Below are 20,451 nucleotides of genomic sequence, written 5' to 3' on the forward strand. Positions count from 1 at the left end.
ATGCCTCCTTATTATAGGAATAACTATTCTTTTTCATCGACAAAGCAACTCCAACTATCTGCATATTGTAGTAACAAAGTTAGTTTCTCTTCATGAGTTGCTACACTTCTATTATCCTCTACATATTGGCCATCATGATATGCTATAGCTTGTACTTCCTCTTCCGTAAGCGGAAAACGTCGTAGAATGAGATATAGACTTCTTAGCGGTACACTAAGATATGTTAATTCGTTGTTAAAACGATAGGGAGGATTGGCTCGATATCCATACGCTTTTTGTTTCTCAGTAGGTTCATTTTTATATATTGTGGATGGTCTGGCATCCCTGCTTTACCTAAATCATGTAACAATGCTACAACTACGCAACTTTCATCACTGATTTCAGGTGCTATTGCTGCCTTTATTTTTAATAGATTTTCCGCCACATTTACGCTATGCTCTAACAAACCACCTTCTATACACAAGTGAAATCTTGTTGAAGCAGGAGAGGTTAAGTATGATGTTTTAGTTTCTACATAATCCATCAATTCTATAAACTCTTGCCTTCTTATAATCACCTTATCCTTTAATTTTTGGTATCGATGCATCAACTCCATTTACCAGCCCTCCTATAATTTATTATGTCACCATATATCTTATATTATGTTTTTCTATGCGTATGCGGCCCCAAGCAAAACTCTAACCTCATTACCTATAGTTTTGCTAGTTGACCCCACCCATTCCATAACTGACTCAGGAAAAGTATTATTCACCATCATAATTGATTTTTCTATGTCTATAATATCCAAAGCAGTGTCCCTACCTTCAATAAATAGGAATACACTTCTTACTTCTTCAACGATAACACGTTTTTTTAATACTTCTAATGCTGATTGTGTAGCTATCTGTAATGTTTCACTATATGAACTATCTAATTCAGAGTTTTCTATGGCCCATGCAACCTGAAGTAGACCTGAAGACTTTAGGTGTAAATGCAAATCAGCTAAATCAAATCCACATAAAAGAGGTTTAACTAGAGTACTATTAATGCCTCGAATAATATTATATGCAGCAATGACCTTACCGCTATCGTCGGTTGCTAAAGTATCCAGCTCAATAATTACATCAACATGAGAATACAATTCCTTAATAATATCTTTAGACGGTAATGTGTTATTGTAAATACCGAGTACCAATGCAATGCTCAACCCACAATCTAGAGTCCGTATATAATCACCCAATTGTCTTGTATAATTTAGAGACTTACTATCACCAGCATCTATTATAAGAAAGCACACATGAATGTCATTTATAATCTCTTTGATTACACTGGAATTTAAGTCTACATTTGTTGATATAAAATTGAATTGACTTATTTTCAATCCATATTCAAACATCTCATTCCAATCACGCACATCCGTTTCTTCAAGGGTCATGAGCTCTTTTATCTTTTCTAAATACCTATGTGTATTCGCACCTATTGCAACTACTGAAGTAATAGCTTCTTTTTCATTCACCTATATCCCTCCTAGCATCATTACCTTCTACGGTGAACAACTGTCTTGCCCAAGCACCTTGAATCCCCCATCCCTTGTGGTCATGGGAATTTATCCATTGATAATTAATCTTTTCTCGTTTATGTTAGCTTATTTCCCCATTGCTTTGCCGATTCCTTCTTAATTTCCAATTATAATAAATTTTTCCATTATGTGTATCTATGCTATCCTTATTGTTTTTCCGTGCAGTTGACATGTCTACCCATGATGTCCACCTCTGTTTTCATAGATAATCGTATTTTTTATAAAATCCAACTGATGTCAAACAATGCATTTTTACTCAAAACCCGAAGCAATCAGCATTGTCCTAACCTTCGTGTCCATTTCATTGTCGATAACAGTACCAAAGAATATTTCTGTTTCTTCATTCTGTGTTTGTTCATGCAGATACTCCGCGGCTTCATTAACAGCATATAGCTCAAGACTTTCACCTGCTGTAACGTTGAAGATAATGGACTTAGCGCCTTTCAGACTATGGTTAAAGAATGGACTGTTAATTGTTTCTTGCAACGCCTCGATGACAGAACCGTCTTCACTTTCACCAATACCCAGAATTGCATCTGATTTGCTGCTACTGCGAAGCATAGTTCGGATATCGGCAAAATCAGTATTGATGTCCCCAAAATCTAATATCAAATCAACGATTAACTTAATACCTTGGCGCAAAACACTGTCCGCTTCGTGAAATGCTGCATTTAGACTCATCTTCATAATCTTGGGTGTCAGGAGGCGGTCATTTTCTATGACAATTAGGGCATCCATCTTGTCCTTGATTTTAGCCAGCCCTTCTTTGGCCGTCCGGTGGCGTTTTCCTCCTTCAAAGGTGAACGGCATGGTAACTATACCTATACAAAGTATGCCCATTTCTTTAATTATTTCCGCAATGACAGACATTGCACCAGTACCTGCGCCTCCCCCCAGTCCTGCTGTCAAGAATACTATGTCAGTTTCTCGAAATGCATCCCTAAGTATTTCAATGTCGTCACGGGCTGCCTTCTCTCCTAGCTTCGGGTCCCCTCCAGTGCCATAATCGTTTGTTACATTCCTACCAATCTGGATAGTTCTAGCCCCACATTTCTGTGCATATCGCAGTGATCTTGCATCGGTATTAATGGCAATCAGTTCCTGATTAGTGATATTATCCTCTATAAGTCGCTCAAGTGCACTGATTCCTGCACCACCTATGCCAATGATTTTCATTCTAATTTCAGGCGATTTTATATCTGCTTTATTGTCCATTAGGCAACCTCCAAAAGTTTTGCAATGGTACTTTATCTAATTCTATGCCTTCATTATATAAATAAGCATGTATAAAAAATTGCACATCCCTCAAAATATTGTTATCAGCTTTAGCTTGAGTTGTAATGTTCTACAAAAACGGCAATAAGCGCCATATCACGTTGGACACCAATAGAATATTAAATCACAAAACGCCCCAACCTACACCGAATGATATAGGTCGGAGCGTCTTTCTATCTGCTGATGGCCGTGTCGGCCTTCTTGGCAGCCTCTTGTGCTTTACCTTTCACCACGGCCACAGTACAGGCAAAAACACTTGCTAGACCTGTATAGCTGTGGAGCAGTGGTTCTCCGCAGGGAATGTACTCATCTGGGCTACTACATTCTATATAGTCCCGAATGGCAGTAAATTTTTGGAAGTCCTCTTCTAGGTTTTTCATTACATCGTCTGAAGTTGTCAATAATAGTTGACACATTTTTTACAAAAAATTCTTTTTATGCCACTGTCTGAAGAGAATCGTAATATCTATGCAGCTTTACCTTTGGAGGCATTCCGCCTATGGCTGAGCAGATACGGCGATTATTCCAGTAGGATTCATAATATCGCCAGATAAGGCTCTTTACCTCAGTGGCGGTCATCTTGGTGGTATCATATCGGCCATAGTTTACCATCCTTTTCAATTCAGCATTTTATATACTGAGTGATTATTTTATATCTGTCAACTAAAAGTGTACTACATCGCTTTTAGTATGCTCACAAAAAATAGAAGGCAAGAACCCGCATAAATAAAGGGCTCTTGCCTTTTGTTACATTACTCCCCGGAAGAAATGCCCCCGCGTGATATCTTCGCCTTCCTGCGCCTTTATCCAGGCCTGCTGTGCCTCATCGAGGTCAGCAGGCAGACGCATCGCCTGGCGGTAAGCCTTGACGATATGGCGGATTTCGTCAGCCGCCATTGCCCGGGCCTCAATACGCATGCTGACGGATAGCGGCGCAAACTTCATCGCATGGGGCAGCATCGAAAGGCTCTTGCTGTTCAGAAGATGCATATGACAGTACTGATCCATCACGAGCGGGAACAGTGCCTCCTTGCGATCCTTGAGGGCATAATGCCCCTTGGTACAAGGCTGGCTGCAGGCCCCCTTATCCACACCGCCAAGGAAGCTGCCCGTCACGCAGTACTCAGAAACCATGAGTTCCAAGCGTCCATGCACGATGCAGGTAAGCGGCAGCGGCGCATCTTTGGCCAGCGCCTGTACCTGCTTGAAACTGAGTTCCGGCGATAAAGTCGCCTCCGCAACGCCATATTCCTTGAGGAATGCCAGTGTCGCCTTATTGTACGCAATCAGCGAATAATCCGCATGCACAGGCAAATCGGTCAGCCGCTTGACGAGCGCCGCAGCGCCGATATTATGCACGTGCACGGCTGCCGGACGGCAGGTCTGCTGCCAGGCCAGCAGCAGCTTTTCTACTGCTTTCTGATGATTCTGTTTGATGATGCGTGGCAGATTGAAATCGATGCGGATGCCTGCCTCCTTGGCCAGCTGCCAGGCCGCCTCGTAATCGGTCAAAGCGATTGCCCGATGCTCATAGGATTCACCACCGAATAAAATACCATCGGCACCGCCTTCGATAGCAGCCTTCATCTTGTCCAACGTATCGACAGCGGCCATAAGCTGCGCTTTGGTTTCCGGCAGCGGCCGCGGCTCAGCAAGTGCAGCGAACTTGTGCGGCGGAAACGCAAACTCTGCCAGCCGCAGTGCATCGAGCTGCTCGACAGCCTGGCGGCGTGCCTCATTGATCTCGCTCATCGGCACCATGACATCGCCTTCGATGCTGACACTGAGCTCCGATAGCGCATAGACCGATGTGCCGAGGCGCTCGACCTGCTTGCGCACGACCTCTTCTGACAGCGGCCGCTTGCGTGCCGGTTCGCCGATAAACGCCGTAGCCGCGCTGGCGATATGCCCCTTGCCGTCATCGAGCTCGATTGTCAGCGGTTTGCCGATGGCAGCTGTTACGCGGACCGCAATCGGGATGCGGCGCACGGGAGCCCCCGCCGTGTACATCGCCTTGCCCTTTTCCATCAGCGCGGCATCATAGACCTTGAACACGCGGTCATGATCGCGCACGGCCGACGGGATGGCAAAGGCGACCGTATCCCCGGCCTGCCCAAAGGCAATGCTATTGCCTTTGGCATCTGTAAGTTCGTGAATCGTAGCCGTTACCCGACCGCCGACCTTGACCCAGAAATCGACCTGATCGCCCAGTGCCAGCCGGCCGCTGAGCTTGACCGTCACCACGCGTCTGTCCCAGTCGTATGCCGTTACGCGGCCAATCAGCAAGCCGCGGTTATTGGGACGGCGGTCGCTCATCATGTTTTTGCCCGGCCGGTCCAAAAGGTATGCCGTCGTAAAGTCACGGTTGAAAATCTGGGCGAGATTATCACGCGCCTCATCTGCGACCTTATACCCCGCACCAGCATAATACGTATCGATGGCCTGCCGGTATGTGCCAACAACCGTCGCAACATACTCGGGACGCTTCATGCGGCCTTCGATCTTGAGCGAGGCGACACCGGCATCGATAAGCTCGGGAATGACGTCGATCGTATTGAGATCACGCGGCGAAAGCAGATAACTTCCAGCTTTGTCCCCCAGCACATCCTCGCCTTTTTCATTGACCAGCGTATACGGCAGGCGGCAAGGCTGGGCACAGCGGCCACGATTGCCGCTGCGGCCACCGATCATGCTGCTCATCAGGCATTGTCCCGAATAGCAGACACAAAGGGCCCCATGCATGAAGACCTCGATCTCTACCTGGCAATTCGCGCAGATATGACGGATCTCCTTGAGGGACAGCTCGCGGGACAGGACGACTCGCGTAAAGCCGAGCTCCTGCAAAGCCAGCACGCCTTCGAGACTGTGCACCGTCATCTGGGTGCTCGCATGCAACGGCAGCTGCGGCACGATCTCACGCGCCAGCTTGGCAACCCCCAGATCCTGCACGAGGATGGCATCGGCGCCTGCATCCGCAAGGAACCGCAGATAATCCTTGATAGCCGGCAGCTCCTCATCGCTCACGATCGTATTGACCGTCACGTTTATGAGCACACCCCGTAAGTGTGCAAAACGGATGGCCTCGCGCAGGCCATCCTCATCAAAATTATTCGCATAAGCGCGAGCACCAAACATGCTGCCCGCCAGGTATACGGCATTTGCCCCGCTCTCCACGGCAGCTGTGAGCGCTTCACGGCTGCCAGCAGGTGCCAGTAATTCTACCAAATCCATTTCCTCCTGTATCATTCAGCCGGTGGCATATCGTCGTGTGCCATCGGCGCTTCCTGTTCTTCCGTATCCGCATCGTTCTGGCTCTGCAGCTGCTGCACTTCCTGGAAGAGCTCCATCTGCTCAGCGTCGAGCCCTGCGGCTGCTTCCTCTGTCGTCGGCAGTTCCGGCAAGTCCTCCAGCGTATTGATGCCGAAGCAGCGCAGGAAAGTCTCCGTCGTCCCATAGAGGATGGGCCGTCCCAGCACATTCTTGCGCCCCACCTCGGCGATGAGCTCCAGCTCCAGCAGCTTCTGCAAGGCACGTTCCACGCGCACTCCGCGGATCTGCTCGATTTCCGCCTTGGTGATTGGCTGCTTGAAGGCTACAATCGAAAGCGTCTCCATCGTCGGCGCAGAGATCTTGCGGTCCACCACCTCGCTCAAGCGCTCGACGATGGCAAAGGCCTCCGGCCGCGTGGCCAGCTGATAGCCGCCAGCCACCTGCCGGATCGTCAAGCCGCTATGGCGGCGGTCCAGGTCGCTTTTGAGCTCAGCCACGAGGTTCTGGGTACCGAGCACATCGAGCTGCAGGATACGTGCCAGTTCCGCCGCCGTTATGGGATTGCCCGCGGCAAAGAGCACAGCCTCCAATACACCCAGCTGTGATATTTCAATCCGTTCTGCCGTTTCAGGCATGTTGTTCTTCCTCCCGGATACAAATATAGATTTCCGCAAATGCCCGCTGCTGCTTCACCGTCACGGTCTTGAGCTTCATGAGCTCCAGCAGTGCGAGGAACGTCACGATCAGCTCGCTGCGCGTGCCCGTCTCGAAGGCCTCCGAAAACAGCAGCCGCCCACGGCTGCGCTCCAGCAGCGACAAGATATCAGCCATCTTGTCCTTGATGCTGAAGGCCTCCGGTGTGACGAGCGCCTTCGGGATCGAAAGCTCATCCTTGACCGACAGCACGGTATGGAAGGCCTCCACCAGCATCCTGAGCGACAGGTTACCTGGGGGCAGATGGTGCACCGGCAAGTCCATCGGCTCACGGCTGACAAACCGCTCCTGGATGCCAGCCATGTCACCGAGCACGGTGCTGACCTGCTTGAACTTGCGGTACTCAAGGATGCGCTGCACGAGCTCGAAGCGCGGATCTTCTTCGGCCTCGTCCGCAGGTTTCTCCGGCTTTGGCAGCATCATCCGCGACTTGATCTGCAAGAGCGTTGCGGCCATGACGAGAAACGAGCTGGCGATTTCCATGTTAAACTCCCGAAAGCGGTCCAGATACGCCAGGTATTGACGCGTAAGCTCCGCAATCGGGATGTCATAGATGTCGATCTTGTTTTTTTCGATAAGATGCATAAGAAGGTCCATCGGACCTTCAAACGCATCGATCTTTATCTTGTAATCTTCCATAGCCAGCCGCTGCCCTTAGAAAAGGATGCCCAGCAACGTACGGAAAACTTCGAGAACCGCCCCGCGCATCGGAATCAGGATCATGCTGAGGACCGGCGTCATCAGGAGCAAAATCAAAATCAGGAAGCTGTAGCGCTCAAGGCTGGCGAACTGATAAGCAAGATCGCGCGGCAAAAGCTGCTTGAGCACATGCGAGCCGTCAAGCGGCGGCAGCGGCAGCAAATTGAAAATCGCAAAGCCGATATTGTACTCGACAATCAGCATGAATACCCAGTAGATGCCCTCGGTTATATGGACACCGACACGGCTCAGGAGCACCAAGGCCACCAGCGCCAGAAAAGCCATCAAGAGATTTGCTCCCGGTCCAGCCAATGAGACCAGTATATCGTCACGGCGCGGCTGCTTGAAATTGTGCGGATTGATCATGACCGGCTTCGCCCAGCCGAAATGTACCAGGAAAAGTGCCAGCATACCGAGCGGATCGATATGCGCCTTAGGATTCAGCGTCAGCCGCCCCATCATGCGCGGCGTGAAATCTCCGAGCCAAACGGCCACCTGTGCATGTGCGTATTCATGGATGACCATCGCGATAATAAGTCCCGGCAGACCAGCTACGATCTGCAGCAGGTTGAAATCAAACATCGTCTACCTCCCTAGCAAGGTTATCTTATTTATTCCCGTTTCTCTGACGCTCCAGCATCAGGATCGATGATACGGATTTAGCATCGTAAATGCGGCCATCGAGCACCATCGCAACTGCCTCATCAAGCGGCAGCCTTACCACATTGATGAACTCATCCTCGTCGGGATGCTGCGGTCCCGGCGTGAGCCCCTCGGCCTTGTACATGTGGATGTACTCATTCGAGAAGCCGACCGTCGTCGCAATCGTCGTAAGCTTTTCCATATGCTCAGCCTCATAGCCCGTTTCCTCGGAGAGCTCACGCTGCGCACAATAAAGCGGATCTTCATCGGGGGCGTCAAGCTTGCCAGCAGGAACTTCCAGCGTTATGCGCCCGATCGGATAGCGGTATTGCTTGACCAGGATGATATCGCCGTTAGGAAAGACCGGTATGACAGACGATGCTCCAGGATGTTCGATGAACTCGCGCGTAGCTTGATTGCCATTCGGCAATTCCACAGTATCCCGTCTGACATGCAGCAAAGTGCCATCAAAGATCGCTTCGCCATGCAGTTTCTTTTCTACTAACTCTTCGTCCATCGTTACTCCTCCTCAAACCTTCATATCTATCTATTCTACTATCTGTTCGCTTTTATTTCAAGCACCCGGTCTCAGCGGAACACCGTCCAGAGGACGAGCACCACAGCCAGCAGGCATTTGCCGCCCACAGCGATGAGTGCCACACTATTCCACGACGAAGTCCCCTCGACATATTGCGACATGCAGGCCACCACTTCATCGGGCTCTTTGGCACGCATGAGCTTGCGCATGCGCACGAAGTCCACCAGCGAGTCGATGAACAGTGCCGCAGCGACCAGGTAGAACACCACGAGCTGCCACGGACGCAGCTCCGCATACTGATAGGTCAGCACAAAGCCCATGACATCGATGAGCAAGAGCACGACCGACATCACCAGGAACGTCTTGCCGATGCTCTTGGCCGACATGAACTTGCCCATCGATTCCATCTCATCTTTCCAGATCTGGCGCTCTTCCTCATCAGCTGCCGGCCCCGTATGCGCCATCAAGGTCTGCAGCGCATAGCCGCTGATCAGCAGCCAGAAAATCGCATAGCATTGAATACCAAGCATCCAAAAACTCCTCGTACAAAAATCATTACTGCCTTTTAGTATACAAATAAAAACACTCCATTGCAACCGCAATGGAGCGCTTTATCCGAAATTGACTGTGTAGTTTTCATGAACGTCTGCGGCGTTTCACCTCGGGCCAGGGACGGATATGCTTCGGATTCGTAGCGATGCCATCGAGCCCACACCATCGTGAGGCAAACGATTCGACAAACACCTTTTTCTGGCGAGGCTTCTTTTCCGCAGGTGCAGCGGCAGCAGCCGTTGCATTGACAGCCAGTTTTTCCTCTGCCTGTGATGCAGCTTTCGTCGCACTGCAGCCACAGTCTTCGATAAACCCACTTTCGAGTTCTTCCTGGGAAAAAATCGTGAAATTGCCACAGGCACAACGGCACCAGTAATACTCGCTGCCGAACTGATCCTTGCGGCCAGTCGATTCCAATACAGTGATCTTGCCATATTGTTTTTCCATGATTTTCCCCTCCTTCCAACAAAAACTAAAACACAATGTCACGTATTCCGATTACTAATATTCTCTTTCTCTTATAAAAATCCTGCAAGAAATTAATTTTTTTCTAAGGATTCCTTACGTATCTTTGCATGGCTGACCATCTCCTTCGCATTATCCAGCGAAGCTGCCGTCATATCAGCACCCGAAGCCATGCGGGCAATCTCGCTGATGCGCTCGCGCTCCGAGAGCTGCCGCACCTGGGTGACCGTCGAGTCCCCTGCCGTAGCCTTGGAGATGTAGAGATGCACATCCGCCATGCAGGCAATCTGCGGCAAGTGGGTGATGCACAGCACCTGCTTGAAGCGCGCGACCAGCGCAATGCGCTCGGCCACCATCTGCGCAGTCCGACCGCCGATGCCGGTATCGATCTCGTCGAACACCATGCTCGGCACCGACGAATCCCTGGCTGCGGCCACAGCCTTGATCGCCAGCGCGATGCGCGAGAGCTCACCGCCCGAAGCCACCTTCTGCAGCGGCTGCTCTGCTTCGCCGGGATTGGCCGAGAAGTACATGGCCACATCGTCGGCACCGTTAGCCTGGAAGCCAGCAGCAGCCGATACCTCGATGCGGAACACCGCCTTTGGCATGCCCAGTGCCGCGAGCTGTCCGCCGATGGCGGCCGACAGCTCGCCAGCCGCACGGTTGCGAAGCTGCGTAAGCGTCTGGGCTTTCTGCGTCAGCTCCGCTTCGAGGGCTGCGATCCTTGCCTTGCGCTCTGCCATATCGTCATCGTAGTTCTCGATGGCACTCAGCTCCTGCTGCACCTTCTGCTGATGCGCGAGCACATCGGCGATCGTCGCACCATATTTCTTGCGCAGACGGTAGATCACATCCATGCGGCTTTGCAATTTGTTGAGCCGCTCCGGACTGAATTCCAGCGTCTCCCCGTAATCCCGAAGCTCATACGAAGCCTCCTGCAGGGAAATGACCGCTTCCTCAACCATCTTCTGGGCATTGGCCAGCGACGAATCATAGCGGCTCATATCCTGCAGATCCTTCTTGACCCGCGCTAATGCCGCCAGGACACCTACGCCCTCCTTGGAGCCGCTCGCCAGCAGATTGTACGACTCTTCCACATAGCCGGCAATCTTTTCCGCATGGGACAGCTTGCGGATCTCTGCCTCAAGCTCCTCGTCTTCGTTCTCCTTGAGCTGCGCCGTTGCAATCTCATTGTCCTGCCAGCGCAGCATGTCAAGGCGCTGGGCGTATTCGCGCGCAGCCTGCTCCTTCTCCGCATACTGGCGGCAGCAGGCACGCCACTCCTCATAAACATGCCGGTAGGCCGCCAGCGCCTCAGCCAGATCGGCGTCGTAATGGTCGAGCAGCGAGAACTGGCTCTCCTCCTTCAGCAGTGCCAGGTTCTCATTCTGCCCGTGGATATCGACCAGATACGCACCGATTGCCTTGAGCACGGCCAGCGTCACATGGCAGCCATTGACCAGCACCATGCTGCGGCCCCCGCGCGTCACCTGCCGCGTGATGATCAGCATGCCCTCCGAATCATCGATTGCCTGCTGGGCCAGCAGCTCGTGCAGCCCCAGCGCCTCATCCTCCAGCGTGAACACCGCCTCGACGCGCAGCCACTCGCATCCCGTGCGGATGGCACTCGCCGAGATGCGCTGCCCGAGGATGGCACCGAGCGAATCGATCAGGATGGATTTGCCGGCACCCGTCTCGCCTGTCAGGATGTTAAGGCCTGCCCCAAATTCCACTTGGACATGCTCCAGCAAAGCAAAATTCCAAACGGTCAATGACTTCAGCATGGGAAAGATCTCCTTTGTCTACGATGAATCATTTCAAATACTCCTGCAGGCGCTTGAGGATTTTCTCGGTCGCCTCTTTGGGCTTGATGATGACGAGGATGGTGTCATCGCCAGCCAAAGTACCGATGACCTCGCTCCAGTTCGCGTGGTCGAGGGCTGACGCCACCGTGCTTGCGCCGCCCGGCAATGTCTTGACGACGATGAGATTCTCGCTGTAATCACAGTCGGTCACCGTGTCAGCGAACAGACGGCGCATGCGCTCCTCCGTGAAGAGCAGCGTATTCTGCATCGGGGAGGCGTAGCGGTACCGCCCATCTCCCGACGGCACCTTGATGAGCATGAGCTCCTTGATGTCACGGGAAACAGTGGCCTGTGTGACCTGGATCCGGCGCTCGCGCAGAGCCGCAGCCAGTTCCTCCTGCGTCTCGATGACCTGAGCATCAATTATGTCTTTTATTACAGCGTGTCGTATACTTTTCATCCGCCAACACCTCTCAATTCTCTATGATTAAACGTCTTTCCATAGCTTGGTCCGCAAGATCTGATAATAGTCCTTGTCATCAAATTTCACGATCCCTGCCTGCACGTTCGACTTCATGACCATGACCTCATCCCCTGGCAGCAGCCGGAAGCTCTCCTGCCCGTCGAACGTGACGATGATGTCCTGATGGATGGCCGCAATCTCGATGCGCACCACATCTTCCTCACCCACGACCAACGGGCGCATGTTGAAGGTATGCGCACAGATGGGCGTCACCAGCAAAGCCCGGATCGTCGGATTCATGATAGGCCCGCCAGCCGATAAGGAATACGCAGTCGATCCGGTCGGCGATGACACGATGACACCATCGGCCTTGTAGTCGATCAGATGCGAATCGTTGATGCTGAGCCCTAAATGCAGCATGCGGGCGACACCGCCCTTGGTCACGACCACATCGTTGATAGCATGGCCGAGGAAACGCTCTTTGCCATGGGAGCGCACAAAGCCAGCCAGCAGCAGGCGGTGTTCGATGCGGTAATCGCCTGCAAGGATTTTCTGCAACTTGGTCTCCAGCTCGGAGAGCTCGATATCTGCCATGAATCCCAGCGTGCCGATGTTGACCCCGCAGACCGGCACAGCCATGGCACCATAGCGGCGGCAGACGCCCAGCAGCGTCCCGTCGCCGCCTAAGCTCAGGGCAAGATCTGCCGGTATCTTTTCGATATCCGGCACACCGTATTCTTCCATGTCAAAGAAGCGCGATTCATCAATCGGCAGGATAAGGCGCACATCCTTGTCCCGGTAGAACGCAAAGATCCTTTTGAGCACCTCCGGGGATTGCGGCTTATTCACGTTGGGAAAAACAGCTATGGTCAGCATCAGCAAGCTCCTTATTTATCCAGCGCACCATGGGCCTCAGCAACCACGGCAGCCAGACGCTCTTCCGTCACCGTATCCTGCTGGGACTTATCCTTCGTCAAGCGGATAAGATATTCGATGTTGCCCTCCGGCCCTTTGACCGGCGAGAAAGTCAAGGCCATCGGCACAAACCCCAGCTCACGGGCAAAACCGGTCACCTTGCGGATGACGTCCTCATGCACCGACGGCTCACGGACGACGCCCTTCTTGCCCACAAACTCACGGCCAGCCTCAAACTGCGGCTTGATCAGCGCCACGAGCTCGCCATCTTCCTTGAGCAGCGTGAACGCCACCGGCAGCACCTTCGTCAGCGAGATGAACGCCACATCGATGGAAGCAAAGTCGAGCAGCTGCCCGATATCCTCCGGCGTCACATTGCGGATATTCGTGCGTTCCATGTTGACGACGCGTTCATCGGTGCGGAGCTTCCAGGCCAGCTGGCCATAGCCGACATCGATAGCATAGACGCGCACTGCGCCATTCTGCAGCATGCAGTCGGTAAAGCCGCCTGTCGACGCACCGATATCGGCACAGCTGCGGCCCTCGATGGGCACGCCGAATTCCTGCATAGCCTTCTCGAGCTTCAAGCCGCCACGGCTGACATAGGGGATATCATTGCCGAGCAAGCGGATTTCAGCCTCAGGCTTTACCGTTGCCCCGGCTTTATCGACCTTCTGGTTGTCGACGAGCACCTCGCCGGCCATAATCATGCGCTTGGCCCGCTCCCGGCTGCCCGCCAGGCCGCGTTCGACCAGAAGCACATCCAATCGTTGTTTTGCCATTATTTCAATCGTTCCTTTACTGTTGCTGCAATCTGTTCTGGTTGCAGCCCGCAGAGCTCCAAAAGCTCAGCAGGCTTGCCCTGCTCAATGAAGCGATCCGGCAGGCCGAGGCGCAAGAGCTGCGTCTTGGCTGCAAGGCCACTGTCCATGAGATACTCCGCCACAGCCGAGCCGAAACCGCCAGCCAGCGCGTTTTCCTCCAGGGTCACCAGCAAGCTGTGCCCAGCAGCCATCGCATCGATGACTGCCGTATCCAGCGGCTTGACGAAGCGCATGTTGACAACACTGACCGCAATCCCCGCTTCGCCGAGGATCGCCGCAGCCTGCTGTGCCCGGTGCACCATCGGGCCGACAGCCAGCAATGCTGCCTGTCCCTCAGCCGTTTCGGCCAGCACCTCTGCCTTGCCGATGGGAATGTCGTGGAAAGTCTCGCTGAGCGGTACGCCCAGGCCGGCACCACGCGGATAGCGGACAGCCGACGGCGAATCCATCTTAACCGCTGTCGCCAGCATATCGCGGAGCTCGGCCTCATCCTTCGGCACGAATACCGTCATATTCGGCATATGGCGCAGATATGACAAGTCAAAAACACCGTGATGCGTCGGACCGTCAGCACCGACAAGACCTGCACGGTCGAGACAGAGCGTCACGGGCAGGTTCTGCAGGCACACATCGTGCATGAGCTGATCGTAGGCACGCTGCGCAAACGTCGAGTACAGCGTCACGACGGGATGGCGCCCATCCGCAGCCATCCCAGCCGCCAAGGTCACTGCATGCTCCTCGGCAATGCCGACGTCAAAAAACCGCGCCGGATACACTTCGCCAAAAGCCTTGAGGCCCGTGCCCGACGGCATGGCCGCCGTGATGGCCGTGAGGTCTGTATCCTTCTCAGCCAGCTCGATCAGCGCCTTGCTGAATACGGAAGTATAGCTCGGAGCTCCCTGCTTTTTAGGGCATTCTCCCGTCTTGCGGTCGAAAACACCGATGCCATGGAATTTATCGGGCTGCTGCTCTGCCGGCAGATACCCCTTACCCTTCTTCGTATGGATATGGATGAGCACCGGCCCGTCCATCTGTCTGGCCCGGCCAAGGATATCCTGCAGCAGGCTCAGATTATGGCCGTCAACCGGCCCGATATAATGGAAGCCGATCTCCTCGAATACACTGCCAGGCACCAGTGCCGACCGCACGCTGTCCTTGACGATGCGAGCCGTACGGTATGCCTTGTCGCCGATATGCGGGATACTCATCAACAGGTTCCCGACATCCTTCTTGGCGCGGTTATACTGCGGATCGAGCCGGATGCGCGACAAGTATTCGCTCATGCCACCGACGTTCTTGTCGATCGACATCTCATTGTCGTTGAGGATAACGATGAGCTTCTTGCCCAAATCCCCCGCCTGGTTCAGAGCCTCGAAGGCCTCGCCCCCTGTCAGCGCACCATCGCCGATGACAGCTATGACTTCATTGCGGCGCCCGCAGAGGTCACGCGAGATGGCCATGCCCAGCGCAGCCGAGATCGAGGTGCTGGCATGACCGACACCAAAGGCATCATACTTCGACTCCGAGCGGTTCGGGAACCCCGTGATCCCGCCGAGCTGGCGCAGGGTATGGAAACGATCGCGGCGCCCCGTGAGGATCTTATGCGAATAAGCCTGATGGCCCACGTCCCAGATCAGCTTGTCCTGCGGGAAACGGAAGACGCTGAACAGTGCCAGCGTCAGCTCGACCGTACCGAGGCTTGGAGCCAGGTGGCCGCCGTTAGCCGCAACCGTATCAACGATGAACCCGCGCAGCTCACGCGCCAGTTCCTCGAGTTCCGACAGGCTGTATTTCTTGATATCATCCGGACTATCTATTTTTTCCAACAATGGATATGCATTCATCCCAAGCACTCCCAATTATTTATTGCGGTCAACGAGGTAGTTCACAAGATCACGCAGAAAATCAGCCTCAGGGCCGAATATCGCCAGGGCAGCCACAGCCTCTGCCACCGTATCCTGGGCCAGCTTGCGGGCCTCAGCCAACGAGGTCAGCGTAACATATGTCGATTTGTGGTTCTTCTCATCGCTGCCGACCGGTTTGCCGATCAGGGCTTCATCGCCGACCACATCGAGGATATCATCGGTGATCTGGAAAGCCAGGCCGAATTTATCGGCATACTCCGTCAAAGCTGCCAGCTGCTCTGCGCTGGCACCGGCCAGGATAGCACCGCTGCGGATAGCCGCACGGAAGAGCGCTCCGGTCTTGCCCATGTGCATGCGGCGCAGCGTCTCCATATCGATGCGCTTGTCCTCAGACTCCATATCGAGTGCCTGACCGCCCACCATGCCATCGGGACCAGCAGCCGTGCTCATCTCGCGCACCACCTGCACGAGCGTCTGCGCATCAGCTCCCGGCTGGCGCAGCATGACTTCGAACGCCAGCGTCAGCAGTGCATCGCCAGCCAAAGTCGCCATACCAGCACCATAGACCTTATGGTTCGTGAGCTTGCCGCGGCGGTAATCGTCATCATCCATAGCCGGCAGATCGTCGTGGATCAGAGAGTAGGTATGGATCATCTCGATGGCACAGCCCGTCTTGATGAACTTCGTGCCATCTGCGCCCAGCGCATCAGCAGCAGCCATCAAGAGCACCGGACGCAGGCGCTTGCCGCCTGCCATCAAACTGTACTCCATCGATTCCGTCAGCGTCTTGTCGACCGGCGTTTCCTTATTGAGTTCAGCCGTGAGTGCCGCCTCTACCAACTGCTGTCTTTCCTGCCAGAGTTCCTTGAACTTCATCGTATTACTCTCCCTCTATCTGCAATTCTTGTTCCTGAATCTTCCCATTGCTCTCGCTCACCAAGAGATCCATCGTCTTCTCGGCGCGGTCCAGTGCAGCCATGCAACTGCTGCCGAGCTGGACCCCCTCGGTATAGTTTGCCATGAGCTCCTGCAGGCTGCTGTCGCCCGCCTCCATCTGCGCGACAATCTGCTCAAGCTTTGCCAGCGATTCTTCAAAAGATAATTCCTTTTTTCTTGGCATCTTACTTTCCTTCCTTTCGCGTCCGGGGCTTTTCCGCCTTCACTGCCTTGTCCATGACTTCCACAGCCACGCGGCCATCCTGCAAGACCAGAGACAAGCGGTCATGAGGGCGAAGCTGCGCAGCCCGCGTGACAAGCTGTCCGTCTTTCTCAGCTGCCACATAGCCGCGCTGCAATACCCGGGCAGGATTCATGCCATCCAGCTTTTCCAGCGCCAGACTCACCGCATGGCGCTTATCCACCACGGCCTGCTGCGCCAACTGGCAAAGCTGCCGCAGCGCGGCATCCAGACGCTGCCTCCGCTCAGCCAGCAGCGTCTGCGGCTCTTGCAGCACACGGCTGCGCAGCAAAGCAGCCAAGCGCAGCCGGCGGCTCTCGATGCCCTTATGGGCCTGCGTCGACAGCCTGGTCATAAGCCCGGCAACATGGCGCTGCAGATCCGCGCGATCGGGCACCGCGAGCTCCGCTGCATTGGATGGCGTAGCCGCACGGACGTCAGCCGCAAAATCCGCCAGGGTGAAATCCGTCTCATGCCCGACAGCGGAAATCACAGGGATACGTGATGCGTAAACCGCCCGCACCACGCATTCCTCATTGAAGGCCCACAGATCCTCCATCGAGCCGCCACCGCGCCCGACGATCAAAACATCGACAGGATAGCTTTCATTGAAGAACCGGATTGCCTCTGCCACCTGTGCAGCCGCTCCCTCGCCCTGCACCTGCACCGGCCGCAGAACAAGCTGCACCGCAGGCCAGCGGTGCTTCGCCACATGATAGATATCGCGCAGGACCGCACCAGCCGATGAGGTCACCACGCCGATCTTGCGCGGAAACTCCGGCAGCGCCTTTTTGTGCTCAGCGGCAAACAAACCTTCCTCGGTCAGCTTTGCCTTGAGCTGCTCAAAGGCCAGCGCCAAGTCGCCAGTCCCCTCAGGTGCCAGCGAATCCACATACAGCTGGTAAGCGCCATCGCGCTCATAGACGGATATCGAGCCCGCCGCCACGGCCTTGAGCCCATTGACCGGCTGGAAGCGCAGGTTCTGCGCCCGGCTGCGGAACATCACGCATTTGAGCGAGCTATTCGCATCTTTCAGCGTGAAGTAACAATGCCCGGAGGGATAGCACTTGAAATTCGAGATCTCGCCGCGCACCATGATGCCACGCAGCAGTTGCTCCCGGTCGAACATGCCCTTTATGAACTTATTGACCTGACTGACAGAATGGATTGCCAAGATATTCCCTCCAAACATACGAAAAAGCCAGCCCGAAAAATCCGGGGCTGGCAGTTTCATTCATCAATGCGCGATCTTCATCATCGCACCCAGGATTCCATTGACATAGCGGCTGGAATCATCTGTACCGTACTTCTTCGCCAGTTCCACAGCCTCGTTGATTGCGATATTTGGCGTGAGCTTCTCCTCCGAGAACTTGATCTCGAAGATAGCCATGCGAACCAGATTACGGTCAACGGCAGCCATGCGCTCGATCTTCCAATCCTTCGAGCTCTCGGAGATCAAAGCATCAATAGCTGCGAGATTCGCGCGCGTGCCCTGTACCAATGTCTGCACATACGAACGATCATGAGCAGACATCTTCTCGGCCTCACTCAGTGCGGTATCAATAGCTAAGGTCTCATACATCCCTTGCTGCTCTTCCGTCTCAGCCTGATTCAAATCTAACTGGAACAGCGCCTGCAGGGCTGCTTCCCTTGCTTGTCTACGACTCATTACTTACCTTCCTCTTATCTCTTTTTAGTTCCGAAAATGATTCGTCAGCTGGAAGAAACGCTCGCTGAGCGATCCCAGGATATCCTCGCCCTGATCCATCTGCGAACCGACAAACAGGCCAACCAACCCGCAGCAAAGGACAAACACCGTACACCAGAAGCCAAAACATAGAATGGCTATGCCCAGTACGATGCCAAGGATCGTCCCCACCGTCTTGCCGCGATGCTGCTGCCAGAGTGCCTCGGCAGTTTCTCTCAGTTCTTCTTTCATCAGCTGTGCGTCACCGCCTTAAACCACACGATGTTTCCTGGCTGGCTGTTTATCCGATATATCAGCCACTACGATATCAACCGGCACCTCGGACAGTTCCATGGACTGCGCCAGCTGCTGCTGGATGTGCTGTGCAAGCTGCGCAGAGAGCTTCGGGATATCGGCCTCACGGCCAACCGTCAGGCTGAGTGCCACCGCCAGCGATGCCCCATCCTTATGGTTTTTCGCCTGGACCTTGACCCGCACGTCGTGGACCCCATGGGTCTCACGCGCCAGACGGTCCACAAAGTTCCGCACGGCGTCGAGTGCTACGCGCACTTCGCCATTCGGGCCGCTGGCAATGACGTATTCGCCCTTGCTCGTGCTCTGCTCCTTCTTGCCGGCAAAGACCTGCCCCAGCAGCTTCAAGCTGATCAAGAAAGCAACTCCGGCACCTGCCAGCGTCTCCTGACGGGTCAGCGCATAGCGAAGCTCCGCCAGCCAGACCGTTTCCGGCAGCTGCCCAAGCGCTGCCCCGATGACAGCCAGTGACAGGGCCGCCGCCGCCAGCGAAAGCAACAGCAACAGGAATCGATTGATTATTCCCATACCATCAACCTCTTTTAACGGACACGTACCTCATCGGTTCTCTCTTCATCCTGCGGGAAGCTCACGCCCTGTACATGGACGTTGACTTCCACAACAGTAAGCCCCGTCATCGTCTCGATGGCCTGCTTGACATTCTCCTGTGCTGCCAAAGCGATATCAGGGATGCGGACACCGTATTTGACAATGATATAGAGATCGACAGCCGCTTCTTTCTCCCCGACCTCAACCTTCACACCCTTGGCGAAGTTCTTACGGCCAAGCATTTCAGCGATACCGCCAGCAATGCCACCGCTCATGCCGGCGATGCCTTCTACTTCCGTAGCGGCCAGACCAGCAATGATGCTGACGACTTCATCAGCAATGCGGATAGCACCTAACGAACCATTCTTCTGAATTTCTTTTTCCTTCTCCATTACGAACCCCTCCAATACTGTACGAAAACACTCGCATTGAAACGTATATTTATACCATAACATATACTTTCGCGAAGAGGCGCCAAGATTCCTGCCAATTCGGAAATAATTGCCTGAAAATCGTGAAAAAACTGCCGCACCATACCTCTGATGATGCGGCAGTCTTAGGCATCATAATTTACCAATTATGCACGCTCGATGTAGTTACCCGTGCGCGTATCGATGCGCAGTACTTCACCCTCGTTGATGAACAGCGGTACACGGACCTCATAGCCCGTCTCAACCTTAGCCATCTTCGTAGCACCCGTAGCCGTGTTGCCTTTGACGCTCGGCTCGCACTCAATGACCTTGAGGTTGACGGAGTTCGGGAGCTGGATGCCGATGATACGGCCTTTGAACGTCTGGATGGAAACTTCCATGTTCTCCATGAGGTAGTTCAGGGCATCGCCAAGCTGCTCTTTGTTGAGCTCAACCTGCTCATACGATTCCGTGTTCATGAACGTGTACATGCCATCAGCCTCATAGAGGAACTGCATGTTCTGCGTCTCGAGGTGTGCTGCCGGCATCTTCTCGTTCGGGTTGAACGTGCGCTCAACAACAGCACCCGTCTCAACGTTCTTGATCTTCGTGCGGACGAAAGCAGCGCCTTTACCCGGCTTTACATGCTGGAAATCGACAATCTGCCAAACGCCACCATCAATCTCAATCGTGAGACCCGTGCGGAAATCAGTACTATTAATCATTAACTT

The 20,451-nt window shown here is 53.7% G+C and carries 23 protein-coding genes; all 23 read right to left on the reverse strand.

Annotation, left to right across the window (positions count from 1 at the left end; all coding sequences use genetic code 11):
* Positions 1–223: 223 nt before the first annotated feature.
* A complete protein-coding gene (locus tag BM181_RS04065; RefSeq protein ID WP_256211287.1) occupies positions 224–595 on the reverse strand; it encodes an HD domain-containing protein in 372 nt (123 codons plus the stop codon).
* A 54-nt stretch (positions 596–649) separates the two neighbouring features.
* The gene (locus BM181_RS04070; protein WP_075442540.1) at positions 650–1,495 is read right to left on the reverse strand and encodes a hypothetical protein; all 846 of its coding nucleotides are present in this window, start codon (positions 1,493–1,495) and stop codon (positions 650–652) included.
* Positions 1,496–1,810: 315 nt separating this feature from the next.
* A complete protein-coding gene (ftsZ, locus tag BM181_RS04075; protein WP_075442541.1) occupies positions 1,811–2,773 on the reverse strand; it encodes a cell division protein FtsZ in 963 nt (320 codons plus the stop codon).
* 807 nt (positions 2,774–3,580) lie between these two features.
* Positions 3,581–6,064 (reverse strand): U32 family peptidase, encoded by a 2,484-nt coding sequence (locus BM181_RS04090; protein ID WP_256211288.1) that lies wholly within the window; start codon positions 6,062–6,064, stop codon positions 3,581–3,583.
* 11 nt (positions 6,065–6,075) lie between these two features.
* Positions 6,076–6,738, reverse strand: a complete 663-nt coding sequence (gene scpB, locus BM181_RS04095; protein WP_075442544.1) for an SMC-Scp complex subunit ScpB — start codon at positions 6,736–6,738, stop codon at positions 6,076–6,078.
* A complete protein-coding gene (locus tag BM181_RS04100) occupies positions 6,731–7,456 on the reverse strand; it encodes a segregation and condensation protein A (protein ID WP_075442545.1) in 726 nt (241 codons plus the stop codon). Before BM181_RS04100 ends, scpB begins: the two co-directional genes overlap by 8 nt.
* A gap of 15 nt (positions 7,457–7,471) precedes the next feature.
* Positions 7,472–8,098, reverse strand: coding sequence for a site-2 protease family protein (locus BM181_RS04105; protein ID WP_075442546.1), 627 nt, complete (start codon positions 8,096–8,098; stop codon positions 7,472–7,474).
* Between the two features lie 25 nt (positions 8,099–8,123).
* Positions 8,124–8,675, reverse strand: a complete 552-nt coding sequence (locus BM181_RS04110) for an NUDIX domain-containing protein (RefSeq protein WP_075442547.1) — start codon at positions 8,673–8,675, stop codon at positions 8,124–8,126.
* A gap of 71 nt (positions 8,676–8,746) precedes the next feature.
* On the reverse strand, positions 8,747–9,226 hold the full coding sequence (locus tag BM181_RS04115) for a hypothetical protein (RefSeq protein WP_075442548.1): 480 nt from the start codon (positions 9,224–9,226) through the stop codon (positions 8,747–8,749).
* 106 nt (positions 9,227–9,332) lie between these two features.
* Positions 9,333–9,695 carry a hypothetical protein gene (locus tag BM181_RS04120; protein ID WP_075442549.1) on the reverse strand — a complete coding sequence of 121 codons (363 nt, stop codon included), beginning with the start codon at positions 9,693–9,695 and terminating at the stop codon, positions 9,333–9,335.
* A gap of 92 nt (positions 9,696–9,787) precedes the next feature.
* Positions 9,788–11,497 carry a DNA repair protein RecN gene (gene recN, locus BM181_RS04125; protein WP_075442550.1) on the reverse strand — a complete coding sequence of 570 codons (1,710 nt, stop codon included), beginning with the start codon at positions 11,495–11,497 and terminating at the stop codon, positions 9,788–9,790.
* A 28-nt stretch (positions 11,498–11,525) separates the two neighbouring features.
* Positions 11,526–11,978, reverse strand: a complete 453-nt coding sequence (argR, locus tag BM181_RS04130) for an arginine repressor (RefSeq protein ID WP_075442551.1) — start codon at positions 11,976–11,978, stop codon at positions 11,526–11,528.
* Positions 11,979–12,005: 27 nt separating this feature from the next.
* Complete coding sequence (locus BM181_RS04135) at positions 12,006–12,857, reverse strand: NAD(+)/NADH kinase (RefSeq protein ID WP_075442552.1); 852 nt, start codon at positions 12,855–12,857, stop codon at positions 12,006–12,008.
* 11 nt (positions 12,858–12,868) lie between these two features.
* A complete protein-coding gene (locus tag BM181_RS04140) occupies positions 12,869–13,678 on the reverse strand; it encodes a TlyA family RNA methyltransferase (protein WP_075442553.1) in 810 nt (269 codons plus the stop codon).
* Positions 13,678–15,564: a 1-deoxy-D-xylulose-5-phosphate synthase gene (gene dxs / locus BM181_RS04145; protein WP_075442554.1), complete on the reverse strand. Its 1,887-nt coding sequence runs from the start codon at positions 15,562–15,564 to the stop codon at positions 13,678–13,680. Before dxs ends, BM181_RS04140 begins: the two co-directional genes overlap by 1 nt.
* A 15-nt stretch (positions 15,565–15,579) precedes the next feature.
* The gene (locus BM181_RS04150) at positions 15,580–16,461 is read right to left on the reverse strand and encodes a polyprenyl synthetase family protein (protein ID WP_075442555.1); all 882 of its coding nucleotides are present in this window, start codon (positions 16,459–16,461) and stop codon (positions 15,580–15,582) included.
* 4 nt (positions 16,462–16,465) lie between these two features.
* Positions 16,466–16,705, reverse strand: coding sequence for an exodeoxyribonuclease VII small subunit (gene xseB, locus BM181_RS04155; RefSeq protein ID WP_075442556.1), 240 nt, complete (start codon positions 16,703–16,705; stop codon positions 16,466–16,468).
* Position 16,706: 1 nt separating this feature from the next.
* Positions 16,707–17,936 carry an exodeoxyribonuclease VII large subunit gene (gene xseA, locus BM181_RS04160; RefSeq protein ID WP_075442557.1) on the reverse strand — a complete coding sequence of 410 codons (1,230 nt, stop codon included), beginning with the start codon at positions 17,934–17,936 and terminating at the stop codon, positions 16,707–16,709.
* A gap of 63 nt (positions 17,937–17,999) precedes the next feature.
* Positions 18,000–18,431 (reverse strand): transcription antitermination factor NusB, encoded by a 432-nt coding sequence (gene nusB, locus BM181_RS04165; protein ID WP_075442558.1) that lies wholly within the window; start codon positions 18,429–18,431, stop codon positions 18,000–18,002.
* A gap of 24 nt (positions 18,432–18,455) precedes the next feature.
* On the reverse strand, positions 18,456–18,701 hold the full coding sequence (locus BM181_RS04170) for a DUF2273 domain-containing protein (protein WP_075442559.1): 246 nt from the start codon (positions 18,699–18,701) through the stop codon (positions 18,456–18,458).
* A gap of 18 nt (positions 18,702–18,719) precedes the next feature.
* Positions 18,720–19,289: an alkaline shock response membrane anchor protein AmaP gene (amaP, locus tag BM181_RS04175; RefSeq protein WP_075442560.1), complete on the reverse strand. Its 570-nt coding sequence runs from the start codon at positions 19,287–19,289 to the stop codon at positions 18,720–18,722.
* A gap of 14 nt (positions 19,290–19,303) precedes the next feature.
* Positions 19,304–19,702 (reverse strand): Asp23/Gls24 family envelope stress response protein, encoded by a 399-nt coding sequence (locus BM181_RS04180; protein WP_143092105.1) that lies wholly within the window; start codon positions 19,700–19,702, stop codon positions 19,304–19,306.
* 185 nt (positions 19,703–19,887) lie between these two features.
* Positions 19,888–20,445 carry an elongation factor P gene (gene efp, locus BM181_RS04185; RefSeq protein WP_075427962.1) on the reverse strand — a complete coding sequence of 186 codons (558 nt, stop codon included), beginning with the start codon at positions 20,443–20,445 and terminating at the stop codon, positions 19,888–19,890.
* Between the last annotated feature and the right edge of the window lie 6 nt (positions 20,446–20,451).

The organism is Pseudoselenomonas ruminantium, from assembly GCF_900113715.1.
Classification (GTDB): domain Bacteria; phylum Bacillota; class Negativicutes; order Selenomonadales; family Selenomonadaceae; genus Selenomonas_A; species Selenomonas_A caprae.

Excerpts from the sequence above, each read along its gene's own strand:
- BM181_RS04065 (WP_256211287.1), bottom strand. The coding sequence starts at position 595 with ATGGAGTTGATGCATCGATACCAAAAATTAAAGGATAAGGTGATTATA.
- ftsZ (WP_075442541.1), bottom strand. The coding sequence starts at position 2,773 with ATGGACAATAAAGCAGATATAAAATCGCCTGAAATTAGAATGAAAATC.
- BM181_RS04090 (WP_256211288.1), bottom strand. The coding sequence starts at position 6,064 with ATGGATTTGGTAGAATTACTGGCACCTGCTGGCAGCCGTGAAGCGCTC.
- scpB (WP_075442544.1), bottom strand. The coding sequence starts at position 6,738 with ATGCCTGAAACGGCAGAACGGATTGAAATATCACAGCTGGGTGTATTG.
- BM181_RS04100 (WP_075442545.1), bottom strand. The coding sequence starts at position 7,456 with ATGGAAGATTACAAGATAAAGATCGATGCGTTTGAAGGTCCGATGGAC.
- BM181_RS04105 (WP_075442546.1), bottom strand. The coding sequence starts at position 8,098 with ATGTTTGATTTCAACCTGCTGCAGATCGTAGCTGGTCTGCCGGGACTT.
- BM181_RS04110 (WP_075442547.1), bottom strand. The coding sequence starts at position 8,675 with ATGGACGAAGAGTTAGTAGAAAAGAAACTGCATGGCGAAGCGATCTTT.
- BM181_RS04115 (WP_075442548.1), bottom strand. The coding sequence starts at position 9,226 with ATGCTTGGTATTCAATGCTATGCGATTTTCTGGCTGCTGATCAGCGGC.
- BM181_RS04120 (WP_075442549.1), bottom strand. The coding sequence starts at position 9,695 with ATGGAAAAACAATATGGCAAGATCACTGTATTGGAATCGACTGGCCGC.
- recN (WP_075442550.1), bottom strand. The coding sequence starts at position 11,497 with ATGCTGAAGTCATTGACCGTTTGGAATTTTGCTTTGCTGGAGCATGTC.
- argR (WP_075442551.1), bottom strand. The coding sequence starts at position 11,978 with ATGAAAAGTATACGACACGCTGTAATAAAAGACATAATTGATGCTCAG.
- BM181_RS04135 (WP_075442552.1), bottom strand. The coding sequence starts at position 12,857 with ATGCTGACCATAGCTGTTTTTCCCAACGTGAATAAGCCGCAATCCCCG.
- BM181_RS04140 (WP_075442553.1), bottom strand. The coding sequence starts at position 13,678 with ATGGCAAAACAACGATTGGATGTGCTTCTGGTCGAACGCGGCCTGGCG.
- dxs (WP_075442554.1), bottom strand. The coding sequence starts at position 15,564 with ATGAATGCATATCCATTGTTGGAAAAAATAGATAGTCCGGATGATATC.
- BM181_RS04150 (WP_075442555.1), bottom strand. The coding sequence starts at position 16,461 with ATGAAGTTCAAGGAACTCTGGCAGGAAAGACAGCAGTTGGTAGAGGCG.
- xseB (WP_075442556.1), bottom strand. The coding sequence starts at position 16,705 with ATGCCAAGAAAAAAGGAATTATCTTTTGAAGAATCGCTGGCAAAGCTT.
- nusB (WP_075442558.1), bottom strand. The coding sequence starts at position 18,431 with ATGAGTCGTAGACAAGCAAGGGAAGCAGCCCTGCAGGCGCTGTTCCAG.
- BM181_RS04170 (WP_075442559.1), bottom strand. The coding sequence starts at position 18,701 with ATGAAAGAAGAACTGAGAGAAACTGCCGAGGCACTCTGGCAGCAGCAT.
- amaP (WP_075442560.1), bottom strand. The coding sequence starts at position 19,289 with ATGGGAATAATCAATCGATTCCTGTTGCTGTTGCTTTCGCTGGCGGCG.
- BM181_RS04180 (WP_143092105.1), bottom strand. The coding sequence starts at position 19,702 with ATGGAGAAGGAAAAAGAAATTCAGAAGAATGGTTCGTTAGGTGCTATC.
- efp (WP_075427962.1), bottom strand. The coding sequence starts at position 20,445 with ATGATTAATAGTACTGATTTCCGCACGGGTCTCACGATTGAGATTGAT.